Source organism: Synechococcus sp. R6-5 (assembly GCF_047461775.1).
In the GTDB taxonomy this organism is placed as follows: Bacteria; Cyanobacteriota; Cyanobacteriia; order Thermostichales; family Thermostichaceae; genus Thermostichus.
Genome location: NZ_JANSHV010000028.1, coordinates 1 through 15,874 on the forward strand (window position 1 = coordinate 1; position 15,874 = coordinate 15,874).

Here is a 15,874-nt window from a genome sequence, read left to right on the forward strand (position 1 = left end):
GCGGGGCTCCTGCAATTTCTAGCTGAAGACCAAACGCCGAGAGACGGTCGCCATGCCCCAGTCCTTTACAGCCCACCTTTGGCAAGCCATTCAGCCCATCTACAAGCAAATCCTCGATCACCCCTTCAACCGAGAGTTGGCAGCGGGCAGCCTATCGCGGCAGCGGTTCCAGTTTTACTTGCAGCAGGATGCTCTTTATCTCACCGACTTTGCCCGCGCCCTGGCCTTGATTGGAGCTCGTTCCGAAGGGGCTGAGCAGGTGGTGAGTTTCTTGAACTTTGCCCTGGGAGCCATTGTGGCCGAACGCAGCCTGCACGAAAGCTATTTTCGCCTCTACGACATTCAACCCGAAACAGCCTATGCCCCTGCCTGCTTCGCCTATACCCGTTTTTTGTTGGCTGCGGCGGCTGTGGATCCCTATGAGGTGGCCATTGCCGCTGTGCTGCCCTGCTTTTGGATCTACCGAGAGGTGGGATCCACCATCTATCGCACCGCGCAGCCTGACAATCCCTACCAACAGTGGATCGACACCTACGCCGGGGAAGAATTTGCCCAAGTGGTGCAGCAGGCTTTGGACATCACCGACTCCGTCGCTCAGCAGGCTACAGAACCGCTGCGGGAAAAGATGAGGGCAGCTTTTGTCACTGCCTCCCGGTTGGAATGGCTGTTTTGGGACAGTGCCTATCGCCTCGAATCTTGGCAACCCGCCTAATCCTCAGCCGGTCGGGCTGGCTTACCAGACAGCAACTGCTGGGCTTGCGCGAAAACGGCATCCAACATCGGCTCCGTCAGCAGCCGTGTGGCCGTGTTGCGCCGGCTGGGATGGTAAGACGCCAGCAAATAGCGACCCTCTGCCAAAGGAATAACGCAATTGTGGCCAAAGCGGGGACGGGGCCTGAGAGGTGGCAAGAGCGTCAGAGCGTGTTGGAAGGCAAAATGCCCCAACGTCAGGATCACTCGCACCTGGGTTAGCAGCTCCAGCTCTTGCTTCAGGTAGCCCAGGCAGGTCTTGGCTTCTATGGCGGTGGGGCGGTTCTCCGGGGGCACACAGCGCACCACTGCCGAGATGTAGCAATCCTGCAATTGCAGGCCATCCTCTCGGTGGGTAGAGGTGGGCTGATTGGCAAACCCGGCTCGGTACAGGGCGCGAAACAGCCAGTCCCCGCTGGGATCCCCGGTAAACACGCGCCCGGTGCGGTTGCCCCCATGGGCTGCCGGCGCCAACCCGATCACCCACAGCCGCGCCTGCGGATCCCCGAACCCTGGCACCGGTCGGCCCCAGTAGAGCTGGTCGCGAAAACGGGCCACCTTCTGAAGGGCGACTGACTCTCGCCAGGCCACCAAGCGGGGGCAGCGGCAGCAACTGACGATTTCAGTTTGCAAAGTGGCCCAATCCTGGAGACCCAGCGCCTCACTCCTCCTCGTCGTCATCCTCCTCTAGCTCGTCGAAGGCAGGGGTGGAATCGTCGATCAATTGATCATCTTCCAAGATCAAACGAGGCGGCAGCTCCGGCAACACCGCAGGCTCTTCCTCCTCTTCGTCAGGCTCCGGCTCGGCGGCAATCTCCTCGTAGGTGGTGAAGCCCGTGCCTGCCGGGATCAAGCGCCCGATGATTACGTTTTCCTTCAAGCCGCGCAGCCAGTCGGATTTGCCCTCAATGGCCGCCTCAGTCAGCACGCGGGTGGTTTCCTGGAAGCTGGCCGCTGAGATGAAGCTGTCGGTATTCAAGCTGGCCTTGGTGATCCCCAGCAGGACGGGCGTGTATTTGGCCGGCGCTCCTCCAGTAATGGCCATGGTGGCATTGATCTGCTGGATTTCCCGCAACTCCACCAGCTCCCCCGGCAACAGGATGGTGTCGCCACCATCATCCACCCGCACCTTGGAGGTCATCTGGCGCACCACGATCTCAATGTGTTTGTCGGAGATCTCCACCCCCTGGGAGCGGTAGACGTTCTGCACTTCGTTGACAAAGAAGCGCTGCACCTCCCGCAGAGCCAACCGTGCGGCTTGGTCATCTCCCAAGGTTTGGCGATGGTACTCGTAGTAGATCTCCAAGAGGTCGTGGGGGTTGGCAGGGCCATCGGTTAGGGGATCCCCCCCCCCACCGGCTGTCCATCTACCACGATCAAGCTCTGCCCCGGCAGCACAGGATAGTCTCTAACCGTGCCATCGGCTTCGATGACCTTGAGATCTGGCTCTTCTCCGCGCCAGCTCAGTTGAACGGTGCCGGGCCGCTTGGCCAGAACACACATTTCCTTGGGCTTGCGGGCCTCCAGCAGCTCCTCAATCCGTGGCAGACCCTGGATGATGTCCCCTGTCTTGGCCCGCTCGAACACCAAGAGGGCCAGAGAATCCCCCCGCTGCACCAGATCGCCATTCCGTACCTGCAGGATGGCACCCGCAGAAACCAAGTAGGGCCGCGCCATCCGCAACAGGACTTGGCCGTCCGTTATCTGCATCACCTGTCCTGACTGTGGAGAAGGGATCCCGGGAGCAAGCTCGTCCCCAGCCCGCACCAGCGCCCCCACTTCCACATTGGCTGGGCCCGTCAGGGGCACCTGCACCAGATCGTCGTCGGTAATCACCAGCACCCGCCGTACCACCTCCGCTCCCTCGCGGATCCCTTGGACGATCCCGGCCTTTTTGGCTTGGATTTCGGTGCGGGCGATAACATCTCCGCTGGCGATGGAGTCTCCTTCCTTCACCAACAGCCGCGTGTGGGTACTCCCCTGCGTCAGATCCGCTTCCACGTCGCGGCGCAGCAACAGGGTTTCCAGAATCACCAGTTGCAGGCGGCGAATATCTGGATCCTTCTCATCTTGGATCAGCTCGATATCGGCCTTCAGTTGTGGGGCGTCGGTATCGATTTCCAGCACCAGTTGGGTGCGCAGGAGCTCTACAGGGCCTACCGACTTCACCCGCTCCCCATCTTTGAAGGGAACCCGCTGCACCGCCCGCAGACGAATGGAGCGACCGGACTCGCTGGTGGACTCTTGAGTGGGCACCAAGGGCCGGTCGGGGATCTCGTACTCCTGCACCGGACGCAGCAGCAAGCCTGGGCCTTCGGGAGTTTCCACGTGTTCCAGGTAGACCAGTCGGTCGGGAACGATGCTGCTGAGCACCGGTTGCCCTGGCTGGATTAGGGTGCCACTTTTCACTTCCAAGTCGGCGGGGTTGTCCACCAGATGCAGGGATCCCGGCTTGATGACAATCTCCCGCAGAATGTCGTTCTTCTGGATGACTTCGACAACACCGGCATTCTGGCAAAAGATGTCTTTCACCACCTCAGTGCCTGCTTCCACATACTGGCCATCGTCCACGTTCAGCAGGGAGATGTCCTTGTTCACCTCGTGGGTCTCTTCCGGGATCCACAGCAGGGTGCCGCCCTGGATGACTTCGTAGCCTTGCTTGGCCTTGCCGCGCCGTGCCACCTCAATGCCAGCGAACTTCACCAAGCCTCCGGTCTGGCTGCGGAAGTGGTTGTCGATCAGCTCCGCCACCACCTCATCGTTGCCCACTTTGGTGCCCGGAGTAGCCTTGAGAACAAAGGTCTGCCCACTGGAAGTGTCCAGCAAAAACTGCTCCCGCCCCTGGTGGGATTCCACCCGTACCCGTGCTTCCCGCAACACCACCGAAGCGTTGATGATCTCCACCTCGCGCCCACTTCTGGTGTCGCTGCGCTCCGGTAGCCGCACAATGCCGCCATGCTCCGTCACCAGCGAGGTTTCGGCGATCACATCCCCCGCCTGCACCCGATCCCCGTTTTTCACCACCGGCTCGGCCCCCGGAGGCAGGTTGTACACCTGTCCAGACATCACCCAGATCAATCCCTGCCGCTGGGCAGTGTAGGTGGTGTTACCCTGGCGGTCAGTCTTCTCCTCGATGGGCAGATCGGCAAAGCGAATTTCTCCAGCCAGGTCGGCCACCACCTCTTTCTGGGCTTTCTCGGTGCTCTTACGGCTGGCCTTGGCCAGGGACACCTCTGCAATCAACTGATCCCGCTGCACCTGGGCTCCGTCCCGCACCAGCAGGGTGGATCCCTGGGTCATGTCGAAGGACTCCCGTTGACCGTCTGGGCCTTCCAAGATGATTTGGTTGTTTACCTCCACTTGTAGAGCATCGTCGCCGTGGCGGGTACGGAAGGGGCGGGTGCGCAGATTTTTCGGGAACCGCACCACACCCGCAAAGGGGGCGCGAATTTGGCGGGCCACCTCCCCTGTAAACACGCCTCCCGTGTGGAAGGTGCGCATGGTCAACTGGGTGCCCGGCTCCCCAATCGATTGGGCGGCGATGATCCCGACCGCTTCCCCCAGATCCACCAGGCGGGAATGGGCCAAGCTCCAGCCGTAGCACATCCGGCACACGGAGCGGTTGGCCTCACAGGTGAGGGGAGAACGCACCATCACCTGCCGGATGCCGGCCTCCACAATCGTCTTGGCCAGGTCGTGATCCACCTCTTGGTTGCGACGGGCAAGCACCACCTGGGTTTCTGGGTGCACCACGTCGCGCGCCAACACTCGGCCCACCAAGCGCTCCTCCAGAGACACCACCACCTTGTCCCCGTCCATCAGGTATTCCAGAAGGATGCCCTGGTCGGTGCCGCAGTCAGATTCCCGCACGATCACATCCTGAGACACATCCACCAAGCGGCGGGTGAGGTAGCCAGAGTCGGCGGTGCGCAGGGCCGTATCCACCAAGCCCTTGCGGGCCCCATAGGAAGAGATGATGTATTCGGTAACGGTCAGGCCCTCGCGGAAATTGGTTTTGATGGGCAAATCGATGATCTCGCCCTGTGGGTTGGCCATCAGGCCGCGCATGCCCACCAACTGCCGTACCTGGGAGACATTCCCCCTCGCCCCCGAGTTGGCCATCATGTAGACGGAGTTAAGGGGATCGTTCTGCCGGAAGTTGTTGAGCATCTCCTCTTTGATCTGGTCGTTGATCTGGTTCCAGGTGTCGATCACCTTTTGGTAGCGCTCCACCTCTGTGATTTCTCCACGGGTATAGCGCTCGGTGGCCGCCTCGATCTCGGCTTCCGCTTGCGCCAACAACTGCCGCTTGCTGGGGGGAACGCGCAGATCTTCGACGCTGATGGAGACGGCTGCCTGGGTGGCGTATTTGAAGCCCAGGGTCTTCAGAGCATCCGCCATCTGAGCGGTGCGGGCTGTGCCGTAGCGGGCAAAAGACCAAGCAATTAGGTTGCGCAGCTCTTTTTTGCCAATTTGATAGTTGCGAAAGGGCACAGGGGGCAAAGGGGCGTCGGCTTTGTTGCCGTCGGCAGCCTGCCGCGACAGGCCAGCGGAAAATCGTCCTTTTTCGCTCATGATGCCTCGCTAGAGAGAAGGGGAGAGAAGAGCCGTCCTACGGCAGAGGGTAACTACGCAGACAAAATATCCTGCACGGTCTTGTTAAAAATGATCCGGCCCGGCGTGGTGCGAATGTACTGGCTGATCACGTTGCCGTTTTGATCTTCGCGGATACGGCGGTAGTTGGTGATCTTGAGGCGGATGCCGCCCGCTTCTTCGATGATTTGCGGCTCGGACTCTTTTTCGCCCTTGCCCAACTCCATCGGGCCGTGGTAGCGCACCCAGACCTTGCTGTGCAGGCCGATGGCGCCGCGGTCGTAGGCGATGAGAGCATCTTCCAAGCTGGCGAAGAAGCGATCGCCAATATCTGGCGCGTGGGGGTTGTCCGCCGTCAGGTAGTAGCACCCCAACACCATATCTTGGCTGGGGGTGATGATGGGAGCGCCGGTGGCCGGGGAGAGGATGTTGTTGGTGGCCAGCATCAGCAGGCGCGCTTCCGCCTGGGCTTCCAACGACAGGGGCACATGCACCGCCATCTGGTCGCCGTCGAAGTCGGCGTTGAAAGCAGGGCAGACCAAGGGGTGAAGTTGAATCGCCCTTCCCTCCACCAGGATCGGTTCAAAGGCTTGGATCCCCAGGCGGTGCAGCGTGGGAGCGCGGTTGAGCAAAACCGGGTGGCCGTCGATCACGTCCTCCAGCACATCCCAAACCTGCGGGTCGTTGCTTTGGATCAGCTTTTTGGCGGCCTTGATGTTGTTGACGATGCCCCGCTTGATCAATTTGTGGATGACAAAGGGCTGGAACAGCTCGATGGCCATCTCTTTGGGCAGGCCGCACTGGTGCATGCGCAGGCTGGGCCCCACCACGATCACCGAACGTCCGGAGTAGTCCACCCGTTTGCCCAACAGGTTTTGCCGGAAGCGCCCCTGTTTGCCCTCGATGATGTCGGAGAGGGACTTGAGGGGACGGTTGTTGGCCCCCGCCACTACGCGCCCCCGCCGACCGTTGTCGATCAGCGCGTCCACCGCCTCCTGGAGCATGCGCTTTTCGTTGCGCACAATGATCTCCGGTGCCATGATCTCCTGCAGCCGGGCCAGGCGGTTGTTGCGGTTGATCACACGACGGTAGAGATCGTTGAGGTCGCTGGTGGCAAAGCGGCCCCCATCCAACTGCACCATGGGACGCAAATCCGGCGGGATCACCGGCAGCACCCGCAACACCATCCACTCCGGACGGGATCCGGTGGCAATGAAGTTGTCGATCACCCGCAGCCGCTTGATCAGGCGTGCCCGCTTTTGGCCGCGAGCAGTGGTGATCTCCTCCCGCAGTTGCTCCGCCTCTTTTTCCAGGTCGATATCCTTGAGCAGGCGCTCGATGGCCTCCGCCCCGATCATCGCCCAGTTCTCCGGCAGTTGCAGTTCGGATCCCTCCTCGTACATCTGATCTTCGATCTCGAGGAATTGATCCTCCGTCAGCAGTTGTTTGTAGGAGAGATTCTGGGCATTGCCCGGATCCACCACTACGTAGGCGTTGAAGTATACCACCTGCTCCACATCCCGCAGCGGCATGTCCAACAGCGTGGCAATGTGGCTGGGGATCCCTTTCAAATACCAAACGTGGGTGACCGGAGCGGCCAACTTGATGTAGCCCATGCGGTGGCGGCGCACCCGCGACTCGGTCACCTCCACCCCACAGCGCTCGCAGACGATCCCCCGATGCCGTACCCGCTTGTACTTGCCGCAGTGGCATTCCCAGTCTTTGGCCGGCCCAAAGATGCGCTCACAGAAAAGACCATCCATCTCCGGCTTGAGGGTGCGGTAATTGATGGTCTCGGGCTTGGTGACTTCCCCCACCACTTGACCATTGGGCAGGGTGCGCTGGCCCCACTCCATGATCCGTTCTGGAGAAGCCAAGCCGATTTTGACATAGTCAAAGCGTTGCTCTGTTTTGGCCATCGCCGTTTTCCTCCTGGCTTGCTGAACCCAAAGGAGAGGGAAGCCCCACCCTCCTTCGTGGGTTGAAGGGGATCCCCGTCACGTTCGCGTCAGGGGTGGGGAGCGCTCTCAACCCTCAAAAGTCCTCTTCCTCCTCCTCGTCCTCATCTTCCTCAAGGCTGCGGCTGGCATTCGCGTCAGCGGTGCGGAGCACTCTGGTAAAGGCGGGTGATGGCGAGAGATCCTCAGCCGTAACCGATTCATAGGTGGGTCGAGAGGGAGTGTGACGGTTGGAGGTATCGGCCATCAGATCCACTTCCACATCGTGGGTTTGCCCTTCGCTGTCCACCTCCACCTTGTGTACCGACACATCCAGGCAGAGGGACTGCAGCTCCCGCACCAGCACCTTGAAGGACTCCGGCGTGCCGGGTCGAGGGATGGGCTTGCCCTTGACGATGGCGTTGAGAGCCTCGTTGCGCCCCACCATGTCGTCGGACTTGACGGTGAGCAACTCCTGCAGGATGTAGGCTGCCCCAAACGCCTCCAAAGCCCACACCTCCATCTCCCCAAAGCGCTGGCCGCCCTGCTGCGCCTTGCCCCCCAGCGGTTGCTGGGTCACCAAAGAATAGGGGCCGGTGGAGCGGGCATGGATCTTGTCATCCACCAAGTGCACCAGCTTCAGCATGTAGGCGCGGCCCACCGTAACGGGCTGGTCGAAGGGCTCCCCGGTGCGACCATCAAACACCTGGATTTTGCCGCAGTACCTGCCTTCCGGGTTGAAGATCCAGTCCTTGCCGGTCTTCTCTCGGGCTTCCCTCAGCTTGGCCTCCACCGTCAGACGGGAGGCTTCTAAACCGTGCATCTCATCAAAGGGCATCAGCTTGAAGCGCACTCCCAGATGTTCTGCTGCCCAGCCCAGCAGGCACTCGTACACTTGGCCCACGTTCATCCGGGAAGGCACCCCCAAGGGGTTGAGCACCACATCCACCGGTGTGCCGTCCGCTAGGTAGGGCATGTCCTCAATCGGCAAGATGCGGGAGATGATGCCTTTGTTGCCGTGACGGCCCGCGATCTTGTCCCCCACCTGGATTTTGCGCTTGAGGGCAATGTAGACCCGCACCACCATGTTGGCGCCGGGAGGCAGCTCATCCCCCTGTTCGCGGGTAAAGATGCGTACATCCACCACCCGACCGCGCTCGCCGTTGGGCACCCGCAGCGAGTTGTCCCGCACATCCCGAGCCTTTTCCCCGAAAATGGCCCGCAATAGCCGCTCTTCTGGGGGCTGATCCGACTCCCCTTTGGGGGTGACTTTGCCCACCAAAATGTCGCCGGCCTCCACCCAAGCCCCAATGCGCACAATGCCGTTCTCATCCAGGTCCCGCAGGGCATCTTCCCCCACGTTGGGGATTTCGCGGGTAATCTCCTCAGGGCCCAGTTTGGTTTGCCGGGCCTCGATCTCGTGCTTCTCGATGTGTACCGAGGTAAAGACATCGTCGTAGACCAGCCGCTCGCTGATCAAGATGGCATCTTCGTAGTTGTAGCCCTCCCAGGGCATGTAGGCCACCAACACGTTTTGGCCCAAAGCCAACTCGCCCCCTTCGGTCGCCGGGCCATCCGCCAGCACCTGGCCAGCCACCACCCGATCCCCCGTATAGACAAGGGGACGCTGGTTGAGGCAGGTGTCTTGGTTGGAGCGCTGGTATTTCTGCAGGCGATAGACAATTGGATCCCCGCCGTCGTCTGGCCGAACCACGATTTCGTCGGCGGAAACGTAGGTCACCACGCCATTGGTGCGCGACACAACCACCATGCCGGAGTCGCGTGCCGCCTGGGCTTCCAGGCCAGTGCCCACATAGGGCCGATCCGGCTTGAGCAGGGGCACCGCCTGCCGCTGCATGTTTGCTCCCATCAAGGCACGGTTGGCGTCATCGTGCTCCAGGAAGGGGATCAAGGAGGTGGCCACCGAGATGACCTGCACCGGCGCCACTTGGACGTAGTGCACTTCTGTGGGGTGGGCGGTGGTGAACTCTTGGCGGTAGCGCACCGGCACCAAGTCGGCAGTGATGCGGCCCTCGGCATCCACCGGCACATCCCCCGGGGCCACGCGGTACTCGTCCTCTTCGTCAGCGGTGAGGTAGACCATGCCCAGATCTTTGCGCACCACGCCGTTCTCGACCCGGTAGTAGGGGCTTTCGATAAAGCCGTACTGGTTGACGCGGGCGTGGGTGGCCAGGGATCCAATCAACCCGGCGTTGGGGCCTTCTGGAGTTTCGATGGGGCAGATGCGGCCGTAGTGGCTGGGGTGGATATCCCGCACCGCAAAGCCAGCCCGTTCCCGACTTAGGCCGCCGGGGCCCAGGGCAGATAACCGGCGCTTGTGGGTCAGCTCCGCCAGGGGATTGGTCTGATCCATGAACTGGGAGAGCTGGCTGGAGCCGAAGAACTCCTTAATGGCCGCCACCAAGGGTTTGGGGTTGACCAAAGAGGCCGGGGTGAGGTTTTCCGACTCGGAGACTGTCATCCGTTCTCGGATGATCCGCTCCAGGCGATTCAGGCCCACCCGCACCTGGTTTTGCAGCAGCTCGCCCACGGAGCGCACGCGGCGGTTGCCCAGGTGGTCGATGTCGTCCACATGGCCGATGTCGTACTCCAAATTGATCAGGTAGTCGATGACGGCCAAAATGTCGGTGACGGTAAGCACCCGCACACTTTCGGCTACGTTCAAATTTAACTTTTTGTTCAGCTTGTAGCGCCCTACCCGGCCCAAATCGTAGCGTTTGGGGTCGAAGAAGCGGGATTCCAGCAACTGCTGGCCACCCGATACGGTGGGGGGTTCCCCGGGCCGCAACTTGCGGTACAGCTCCATTAGGGCTTCTTCTTCGGTGTAGGGCCCCTCTTTCTCCATGGTTTTCTGGAAGAATTCGGGGTGGCGCAGGTTGTCGTAAATCTCGGAGTCGCTCAGGCCCAAGGCTTTCAGCAGAACTGCCGCCGAGAGCTTGCGGGTTTTGTCGATGCGCACCCACACCAGGCCGTTTTTGTCGGTCTCGAACTTCAGCCAAGCACCGCGGTTGGGGATGAGGCTGGCGCTGTAGGTGCGACGCCCGTTTTTGTCCAGCTCCGATTTGTAATAGACGCCGGGGCTGCGCACAATTTGGTTGACGATCACCCGCTCGGCGCCGTTGATGATGAAGGTGCCCCGATCCGTCATCAAGGGCAGTTCGCCGATGAAGACGTCCATGTCTTTGATCTCGCCGGTCTCTTTGTTGATCAGGCGAGTGGGCACCCGGATCTGCGCTTGATAGGTGGCATCCCGCCGCTTGGCCTCCTCAGGGTCGTAGCGGGGGCGGTTGATCTTGTACCCTTTGGAGGGATCCCCAGGGCGATATTCGGGCAGGAAATGCAGTTCCAGCTTGCCGGTGTAATCGACGATGGGGGAAAAGCTGAGAAGCTCCTCTTCAAACCCTTCTCGCAAAAACCACAAGAAACTCTCCCGCTGAATCTCCACCAGGTCAGGAAAGGTAGGAGCGACAGGGGATGGCACTGCTAATTGTGTCATGCGTTGCTCGGGAGGGGTCGCGCTGCAGTCAGGCCTTCCATTATAGAAACCCCGCCAACGATCGTCAACGAACGTTACAAAGGTCGAGGGACTGTCCGGATCCCGTGGGGGCGCACCTGGAAAATCTCGGCAAAACCGCTGGGGATCCCCTTTTGGCTGCCGGGGCAGGGGCGGTTTCCGCCATGCCTTAAGGATTGTTCACATCCATTCACACTCAAGCAGATTATTCTAATCTTTAACCGTTTTTGCGGATCATCCGCTGCTCCAGCTCGGATTTCCGGTCAACCTTGGGGATCGGAGGGGTGGCTCTGACAGGCTCAGCCGGTCGACAGAGTGGACTTGGCGCCGGTTTGCGTCGCTTTTGAGATGCACGCTGTTGATGCAGGCTGTGGCGGAGCCATCAACAACAATCATGAGAAGGGGTTAGGAATGGGTTTACAAAGCTTCTCAGGCTGGGGGAACCTCGGGATGGCTTGCGGGTGATCTAATGAAGCACAGTTTGTTGGCGAGGAGGGTTTTGTGAGTCAAAGTCAGAACAATCAGAATAAAAGAAGTGATCTGTATAACCGGGACCACAGCTTGTCGGCCCAGTTGCGGGAGGGCACCAAGCAGTCCCACACCATGGCCGAGAACATGGTGTTTATCAAGTGTTTCCTGAAGGGAGTGGTGGATAAGCGGGCCTACAGCCGCTACGTGGGCAATTTCTACTTTGTCTACAGTGCTCTGGAAGAAGGCTTTGCCCAACTGCGAGAGCACCCGCTGGTGGGCCGGTTCTACTACCCGGAGCTGTGGCGCAAGGCCAGCCTGGAGAAGGATTTAAATTATTTTGTTGGCCCCAACTGGCGCTCTTTGGTCAAGCCCTCCCCTGCCTGCCAGGTCTATGTCAACCGCATTCGGGAAGTGGTGGAAAAAGATCCGCTTCTGCTGATCGCTCACGCCTACACCCGCTACATCGGTGACTTGTCGGGTGGTCAAATCCTCAAAAACATCGCCCGCCGGGCCATGGGCTTGCCGCAGGGGGAAGGAACGGCCTTCTACGATTTCGAGCAGATCCCTCATGAGGGCAAATTCAAGCAGCGCTACCGCGCCCAGCTGGATGCGTTGGAGCTGGATCAAACCACCATCGACCGCATTGTGGCAGAGGCCAACTATGCCTTCAAGCTGAACATGGATCTGTTTAGGGAGTTGGAGGGCAATTGGCTGTTGTCGATGGCCCGCTTGGCCTGGAACTCTCTGCTCAGCCAGTTTCAACGCAAGCCCGCCCGTTCTGAGGCAGCCGCTCCCAGCTCCTAAAATCCGGATTCCAGAGGGCAGTGAGGCGATGGGTTCTGCTGCCTATCTCCCCTCTCCCTCTGGGAGAAGAGCCGGGGGTGAGGATCAGTCACATTCAAGAGTGTCGCGGGTGGCCCGACCGGTTACAGGGTTAACGCCGGTGGCCCGTTCACAGAGGATGGAGAGGGCGTCTTGGCGTATTAAGGCATTGGTGAAATCGGCCCCATCAATTTGGATCCCTTCGACTCGGGCCAGCCACATCATGCTGTCCTGCAGTTGCGCTTCTCGCAGATCCGCACCCTGTAAGTTGGCCATGTCCAAAGTGGCCCCCCGCAGGTCGGCCCCGCGCAAGTTGGCTTTGCTGAGATTGGCCCCGAATAGGTTTGCCCCTGCTGCCTTCACATGGCTGAGATCGCTTTGGCGCAGGTTGGCCTTGAGAAACTTCCAGCCGCTCAGGTCTTGCCCTGCAAAGCTCACCCCCTGCAGATCTCGTTTGGTGTAGTCCTCTGCCTGGGCCGGGGATCCCAGCGGAGTAACCCCCAGGCAGAGTATCAGCCCGCAAAGCACCATCCCCCGCAGGAAACGGCTCAGCCAAGACCGCCTCGCCAGAACCGAAGCCAGCCAAGCAACAGACATCGTGGATCCCTCCCTCAAGGAAACCTCCATGGCTTGGGAATTGCTTCTGGTTTTATCTTACCGGATGGAGATCCCGCCGGCAGATTGGGCTATCATGAACTACCCCACCGCATAGGCGGATGGGGTTTCTGATGCCCCATTCGCTTGACGGTGAAGTTTCTGTCTCTTCCTCTGCCCCAGGTGCTTCATAGCCCCGCAGGACTTTGAAGTAGAGCTGAAGCATCCAAGACTCACGAGGCTGGTTCCCAACCCCGGTTGCCGATTAGTGGCAACGTTGTACATCACCATCACCGAACCCCGATCCCTCGGTACCTCAAACCCACAAGCCGAGCAGACATGATAGCGGTTGCTCAAGTCCGCCCACTCCTTGTGGACTGCCCCGCACTTGGGACAGCGTTGCGAGGGCTTGAGGGTTTGCGTAGGAAACATGAGAACTAAACCACCTTTCTGCTCGATTTTGTAGGTAATCATCTGGTTCAATGTACCGAACCCCACCGACAAAATCGACTTGTTTAGCCCTGCCTTGCGCTTCCCACCCTTGCGGGTCATCCCTTTGACATGCAGCTTCTCCGTTACGCCGACGTCATAACGACAAGCTATCTCTGACGTAACTTTGTGTTGCCAGTCTCTTCTCTGACGAGCAGCCTTTGCTTGCTTTGCTTGCAGTTGCGCTTCCCGCCGGTGAATCTTCTTCCATCTCCTGGAAGCCTTTACGCCCTTTTTAGGGGCACGCTTTCTGCGCTTCAGTCTGGCGACTCTGCGAATCTTCTCCTCACTCCGCTGGGTAAAGCGGGGATTAGTAATCTCCCGAAACTCCGCCCCGTCAAACAACGTCAGGGCGGTCTCTGTACCCAAGTCATAGGCAACGATGGACTCATATCGCAAATCCGACTGCGACCCAAACTTAGGCTCTGGTATGGCAACCTCAACCGTAAACGAAGCGAACCACTGCCGCCGGGACGGCTTGTAGACAAGGGTCAGCGTTGTTGGCACGCCCCAATGCTTGGCTTGACCGCGCATTTTCAGGGTAATGCCCAAGTCATTGAGTGTGACCGTGCCATGCTTTCCCGTGCTGTTGACCTTCCACCCCGACCGAGCAGGATACGTCCAGCCCGAATACCGGCGAATGGACTTGAACCTCGGCTTCCTACTCAGTCCTCGAAAGAACCGTTGGTAAGCATAATCCGCCCGCTTGACGGTGGCTTGCAGGGCTTGGGAGTTCAGTTGGGCAAACTCCACCCACACCTGCTTGAATTCGGGGAGTAGGTTCTGCTGTTCCAGGTAGGTCACCGTTCGGCGGTGGAGCTTGTACTCGGTTTCCCGATGGCTGACACAGGCGTTGTAGAGGTAGCAGTGCAGACGACGAGCCTCAAACAAAGCCTTTTCCTGAGCTTTGCTGGGATACAGTCGAAAGGTCTGCCTTCTGGTTGCCATATGCGTTATCCTACCCCCACCTGTCCTAGTTCTGAGTGCTCCACAAATCCAGTGGCGCTATCCATCCCCACCCTACAGAGGGTGGGGAATTCCGCGCGTTTTGTTAAAGTCTTCTACAGACCAGATCCGCGATTGGCGAGGGGGCGACAGGGATCCATGTCCGAGATCGAGGTCTTCGATGCGGAGCAGTTGGCCGGGCTGATCGAGGGTCTGGCAGAGGCGATCGGCAGGGATCACCCCCACCCCCAAAAGTTGACGTTGATCGGCATTCGCACCCGGGGAGTTCCCCTTGCCTACCGCCTGCGGGATCGGATTGCCACTCTACTGGGGATCCCGCCCCAAGTGGGGGAGCTGGACATCACTTTTTTCCGCGACGATTTGAGCGCCGGCGGGTTGCGCACCCCCGATCGCAGCGAAATGCCGCGTGACCTGACCGGCCAAGAAGTGGTGCTGGTGGATGATGTGATCTTTCGCGGTCGCACCGTGCGAGCAGCTTTGGAGGCCCTAAACCACTTTGGGCGACCGGAACGGGTGCGATTGGCGGTGTTGATTGACCGGGGTCACCGACAGTTTCCCATCCAGCCCGATTACTGCGGTTGTCAGCTTTCCACAGAACCGGAGCAAACGGTGAGAGTCCATCTGCGGGAAACCGATGCAGAAGAGCGGGTGCTGTTGATAGACAAAACGGCAAAGATTAAACCCTGAGCCGGCGCTGGGGTGCGGTATTTTAGGGATGACCTGCCGAAACTCACTGCCATGTCTTGGTTGCCGGAAACCCGCCGCTACGCTGTTTTGGGCACGGGCGCTTTGGGAGGATTTTATGGGGCGAAATTGCAACAGGCGGGCTTTTCGGTGCATTTTCTGCTGCACAGCGACTATGACCATGTTCGCCAAAGCGGCCTCTGGGTGCAGTCCTGCTGGGGGGATTTTCATTTGCCCCAGGTGAATGCCTACGCAGCCGTGGAGGACATGCCCGCTTGCGAAGGGGTGATCGTGGCTTTGAAAGCTACCCAAAATGCGCTTCTGCCGCACTTGATCCCGCCTGTGTTGGCCGAGAATGGCGTGGTGATCTTGTTGCAAAACGGGCTGGGGGTGGAACCCGAGATTGCCGATTGCGTTGGCCCAGAGCGGGTCATGGGGGGCCTCTGCTTCATCAGCTCCAATAAGGTTGGCCCCGGCCACATTCACCATCTGGATTACGGTTCGGTGCTGCTGGCAGAGTACGGCCCTGGCTATGCCCCCCAAGGGATCACGCCCCGCCTTCAACAAGTTCAAGCCGATTTTCAACGGGCAGGGATCCCGACTTCGCTCTCACCAGATTTGATGTTGGCCCGCTGGCAGAAACTGGTCTGGAATATTCCCTTCAACGGCCTCTCGGTGGTGTTCAATGCCGATACTCAGCAAATGATTCGAGACCCTGAGGCCCGTGCTTTGGCGGAAACGCTGATGCAGGAGGTGATACAGGGAGCTGCAGCTTGTGATCGCCTGCTTCCCGACTCCCTGATCCAAGAAATGCTCACCAATACCGAGAAAATGGCCCCCTACCGCACCAGCATGAAAATCGACTATGAGCGCAAACGTCCTCTGGAACTGCAGGTGATCTTCGGCAACCCACTGCAGTACGCTCGACAAGCTGGGATCCATCTGCCACGGGTTGAAATGCTCTACCGACAGTTGCAGGTGTTGGATCGCCTGAATCGAGGGATCCCTGGGGAGCATGACTCTAGTCAATAAT

General features: G+C 59.7%; 9 protein-coding genes and 1 pseudogene. 4 read left to right on the top strand and 6 right to left on the bottom strand.

The features are described from left to right. The first annotated feature begins 52 nt into the window (after positions 1–52). Positions 53–712 carry a thiaminase II gene (gene tenA / locus NW818_RS01655; RefSeq protein WP_414416477.1) on the top strand — a complete coding sequence of 220 codons (660 nt, stop codon included), beginning with the start codon at positions 53–55 and terminating at the stop codon, positions 710–712. Here tenA and NW818_RS01660 read toward each other — a convergent pair. The 4 genes and pseudogenes from NW818_RS01660 to rpoB form a co-directional block, all read right to left on the bottom strand. Next, positions 709–1,431, bottom strand: coding sequence for a uracil-DNA glycosylase (locus tag NW818_RS01660; RefSeq protein ID WP_414351370.1), 723 nt, complete (start codon positions 1,429–1,431; stop codon positions 709–711). The two genes, tenA and NW818_RS01660, sit on opposite strands and share 4 nt — an antisense overlap. Before the next feature lie 88 nt (positions 1,432–1,519). After that, positions 1,520–5,325 (bottom strand): annotated as a pseudogene (locus NW818_RS01665) (DNA-directed RNA polymerase subunit beta'); the annotation flags it as partial. Between the two features lie 53 nt (positions 5,326–5,378). Further along, positions 5,379–7,262: a DNA-directed RNA polymerase subunit gamma gene (locus NW818_RS01670; protein ID WP_414423661.1), complete on the bottom strand. Its 1,884-nt coding sequence runs from the start codon at positions 7,260–7,262 to the stop codon at positions 5,379–5,381. Between the two features lie 115 nt (positions 7,263–7,377). Continuing rightward, a complete protein-coding gene (rpoB, locus tag NW818_RS01675; protein ID WP_414351375.1) occupies positions 7,378–10,797 on the bottom strand; it encodes a DNA-directed RNA polymerase subunit beta in 3,420 nt (1,139 codons plus the stop codon). A 579-nt stretch (positions 10,798–11,376) separates the two neighbouring features. On the opposite strand from rpoB, the gene NW818_RS01680 reads away from it, so the two are divergent. Beyond that, a complete protein-coding gene (locus tag NW818_RS01680; RefSeq protein WP_414423662.1) occupies positions 11,377–12,090 on the top strand; it encodes a heme oxygenase (biliverdin-producing) in 714 nt (237 codons plus the stop codon). A gap of 84 nt (positions 12,091–12,174) precedes the next feature. Here the strand turns inward: NW818_RS01680 and NW818_RS01685 are convergent, their stop codons facing one another. After that, positions 12,175–12,705: a pentapeptide repeat-containing protein gene (locus tag NW818_RS01685; RefSeq protein ID WP_414356737.1), complete on the bottom strand. Its 531-nt coding sequence runs from the start codon at positions 12,703–12,705 to the stop codon at positions 12,175–12,177. Positions 12,706–12,804: 99 nt separating this feature from the next. Next, positions 12,805–14,139, bottom strand: a complete 1,335-nt coding sequence (locus NW818_RS01690; RefSeq protein ID WP_414423663.1) for an RNA-guided endonuclease InsQ/TnpB family protein — start codon at positions 14,137–14,139, stop codon at positions 12,805–12,807. A gap of 156 nt (positions 14,140–14,295) precedes the next feature. Here NW818_RS01690 and pyrR point away from each other — a divergent pair, with 156 nt between their 5' ends. Then, positions 14,296–14,844, top strand: a complete 549-nt coding sequence (gene pyrR / locus NW818_RS01695) for a bifunctional pyr operon transcriptional regulator/uracil phosphoribosyltransferase PyrR (protein WP_414423664.1) — start codon at positions 14,296–14,298, stop codon at positions 14,842–14,844. Positions 14,845–14,895: 51 nt separating this feature from the next. After that, positions 14,896–15,873 (top strand): putative 2-dehydropantoate 2-reductase, encoded by a 978-nt coding sequence (locus NW818_RS01700; RefSeq protein WP_414423665.1) that lies wholly within the window; start codon positions 14,896–14,898, stop codon positions 15,871–15,873. The last annotated feature ends 1 nt before the right edge of the window (position 15,874 follow it).

Excerpts from the sequence above, each read along its gene's own strand:
- NW818_RS01690 (WP_414423663.1), bottom strand. The coding sequence starts at position 14,139 with ATGGCAACCAGAAGGCAGACCTTTCGACTGTATCCCAGCAAAGCTCAG.
- rpoB (WP_414351375.1), bottom strand. The coding sequence starts at position 10,797 with ATGACACAATTAGCAGTGCCATCCCCTGTCGCTCCTACCTTTCCTGAC.
- NW818_RS01660 (WP_414351370.1), bottom strand. The coding sequence starts at position 1,431 with ATGACGACGAGGAGGAGTGAGGCGCTGGGTCTCCAGGATTGGGCCACT.
- tenA (WP_414416477.1), top strand. The coding sequence starts at position 53 with ATGCCCCAGTCCTTTACAGCCCACCTTTGGCAAGCCATTCAGCCCATC.
- NW818_RS01700 (WP_414423665.1), top strand. The coding sequence starts at position 14,896 with ATGTCTTGGTTGCCGGAAACCCGCCGCTACGCTGTTTTGGGCACGGGC.
- pyrR (WP_414423664.1), top strand. The coding sequence starts at position 14,296 with ATGTCCGAGATCGAGGTCTTCGATGCGGAGCAGTTGGCCGGGCTGATC.
- NW818_RS01685 (WP_414356737.1), bottom strand. The coding sequence starts at position 12,705 with ATGTCTGTTGCTTGGCTGGCTTCGGTTCTGGCGAGGCGGTCTTGGCTG.
- NW818_RS01670 (WP_414423661.1), bottom strand. The coding sequence starts at position 7,262 with ATGGCCAAAACAGAGCAACGCTTTGACTATGTCAAAATCGGCTTGGCT.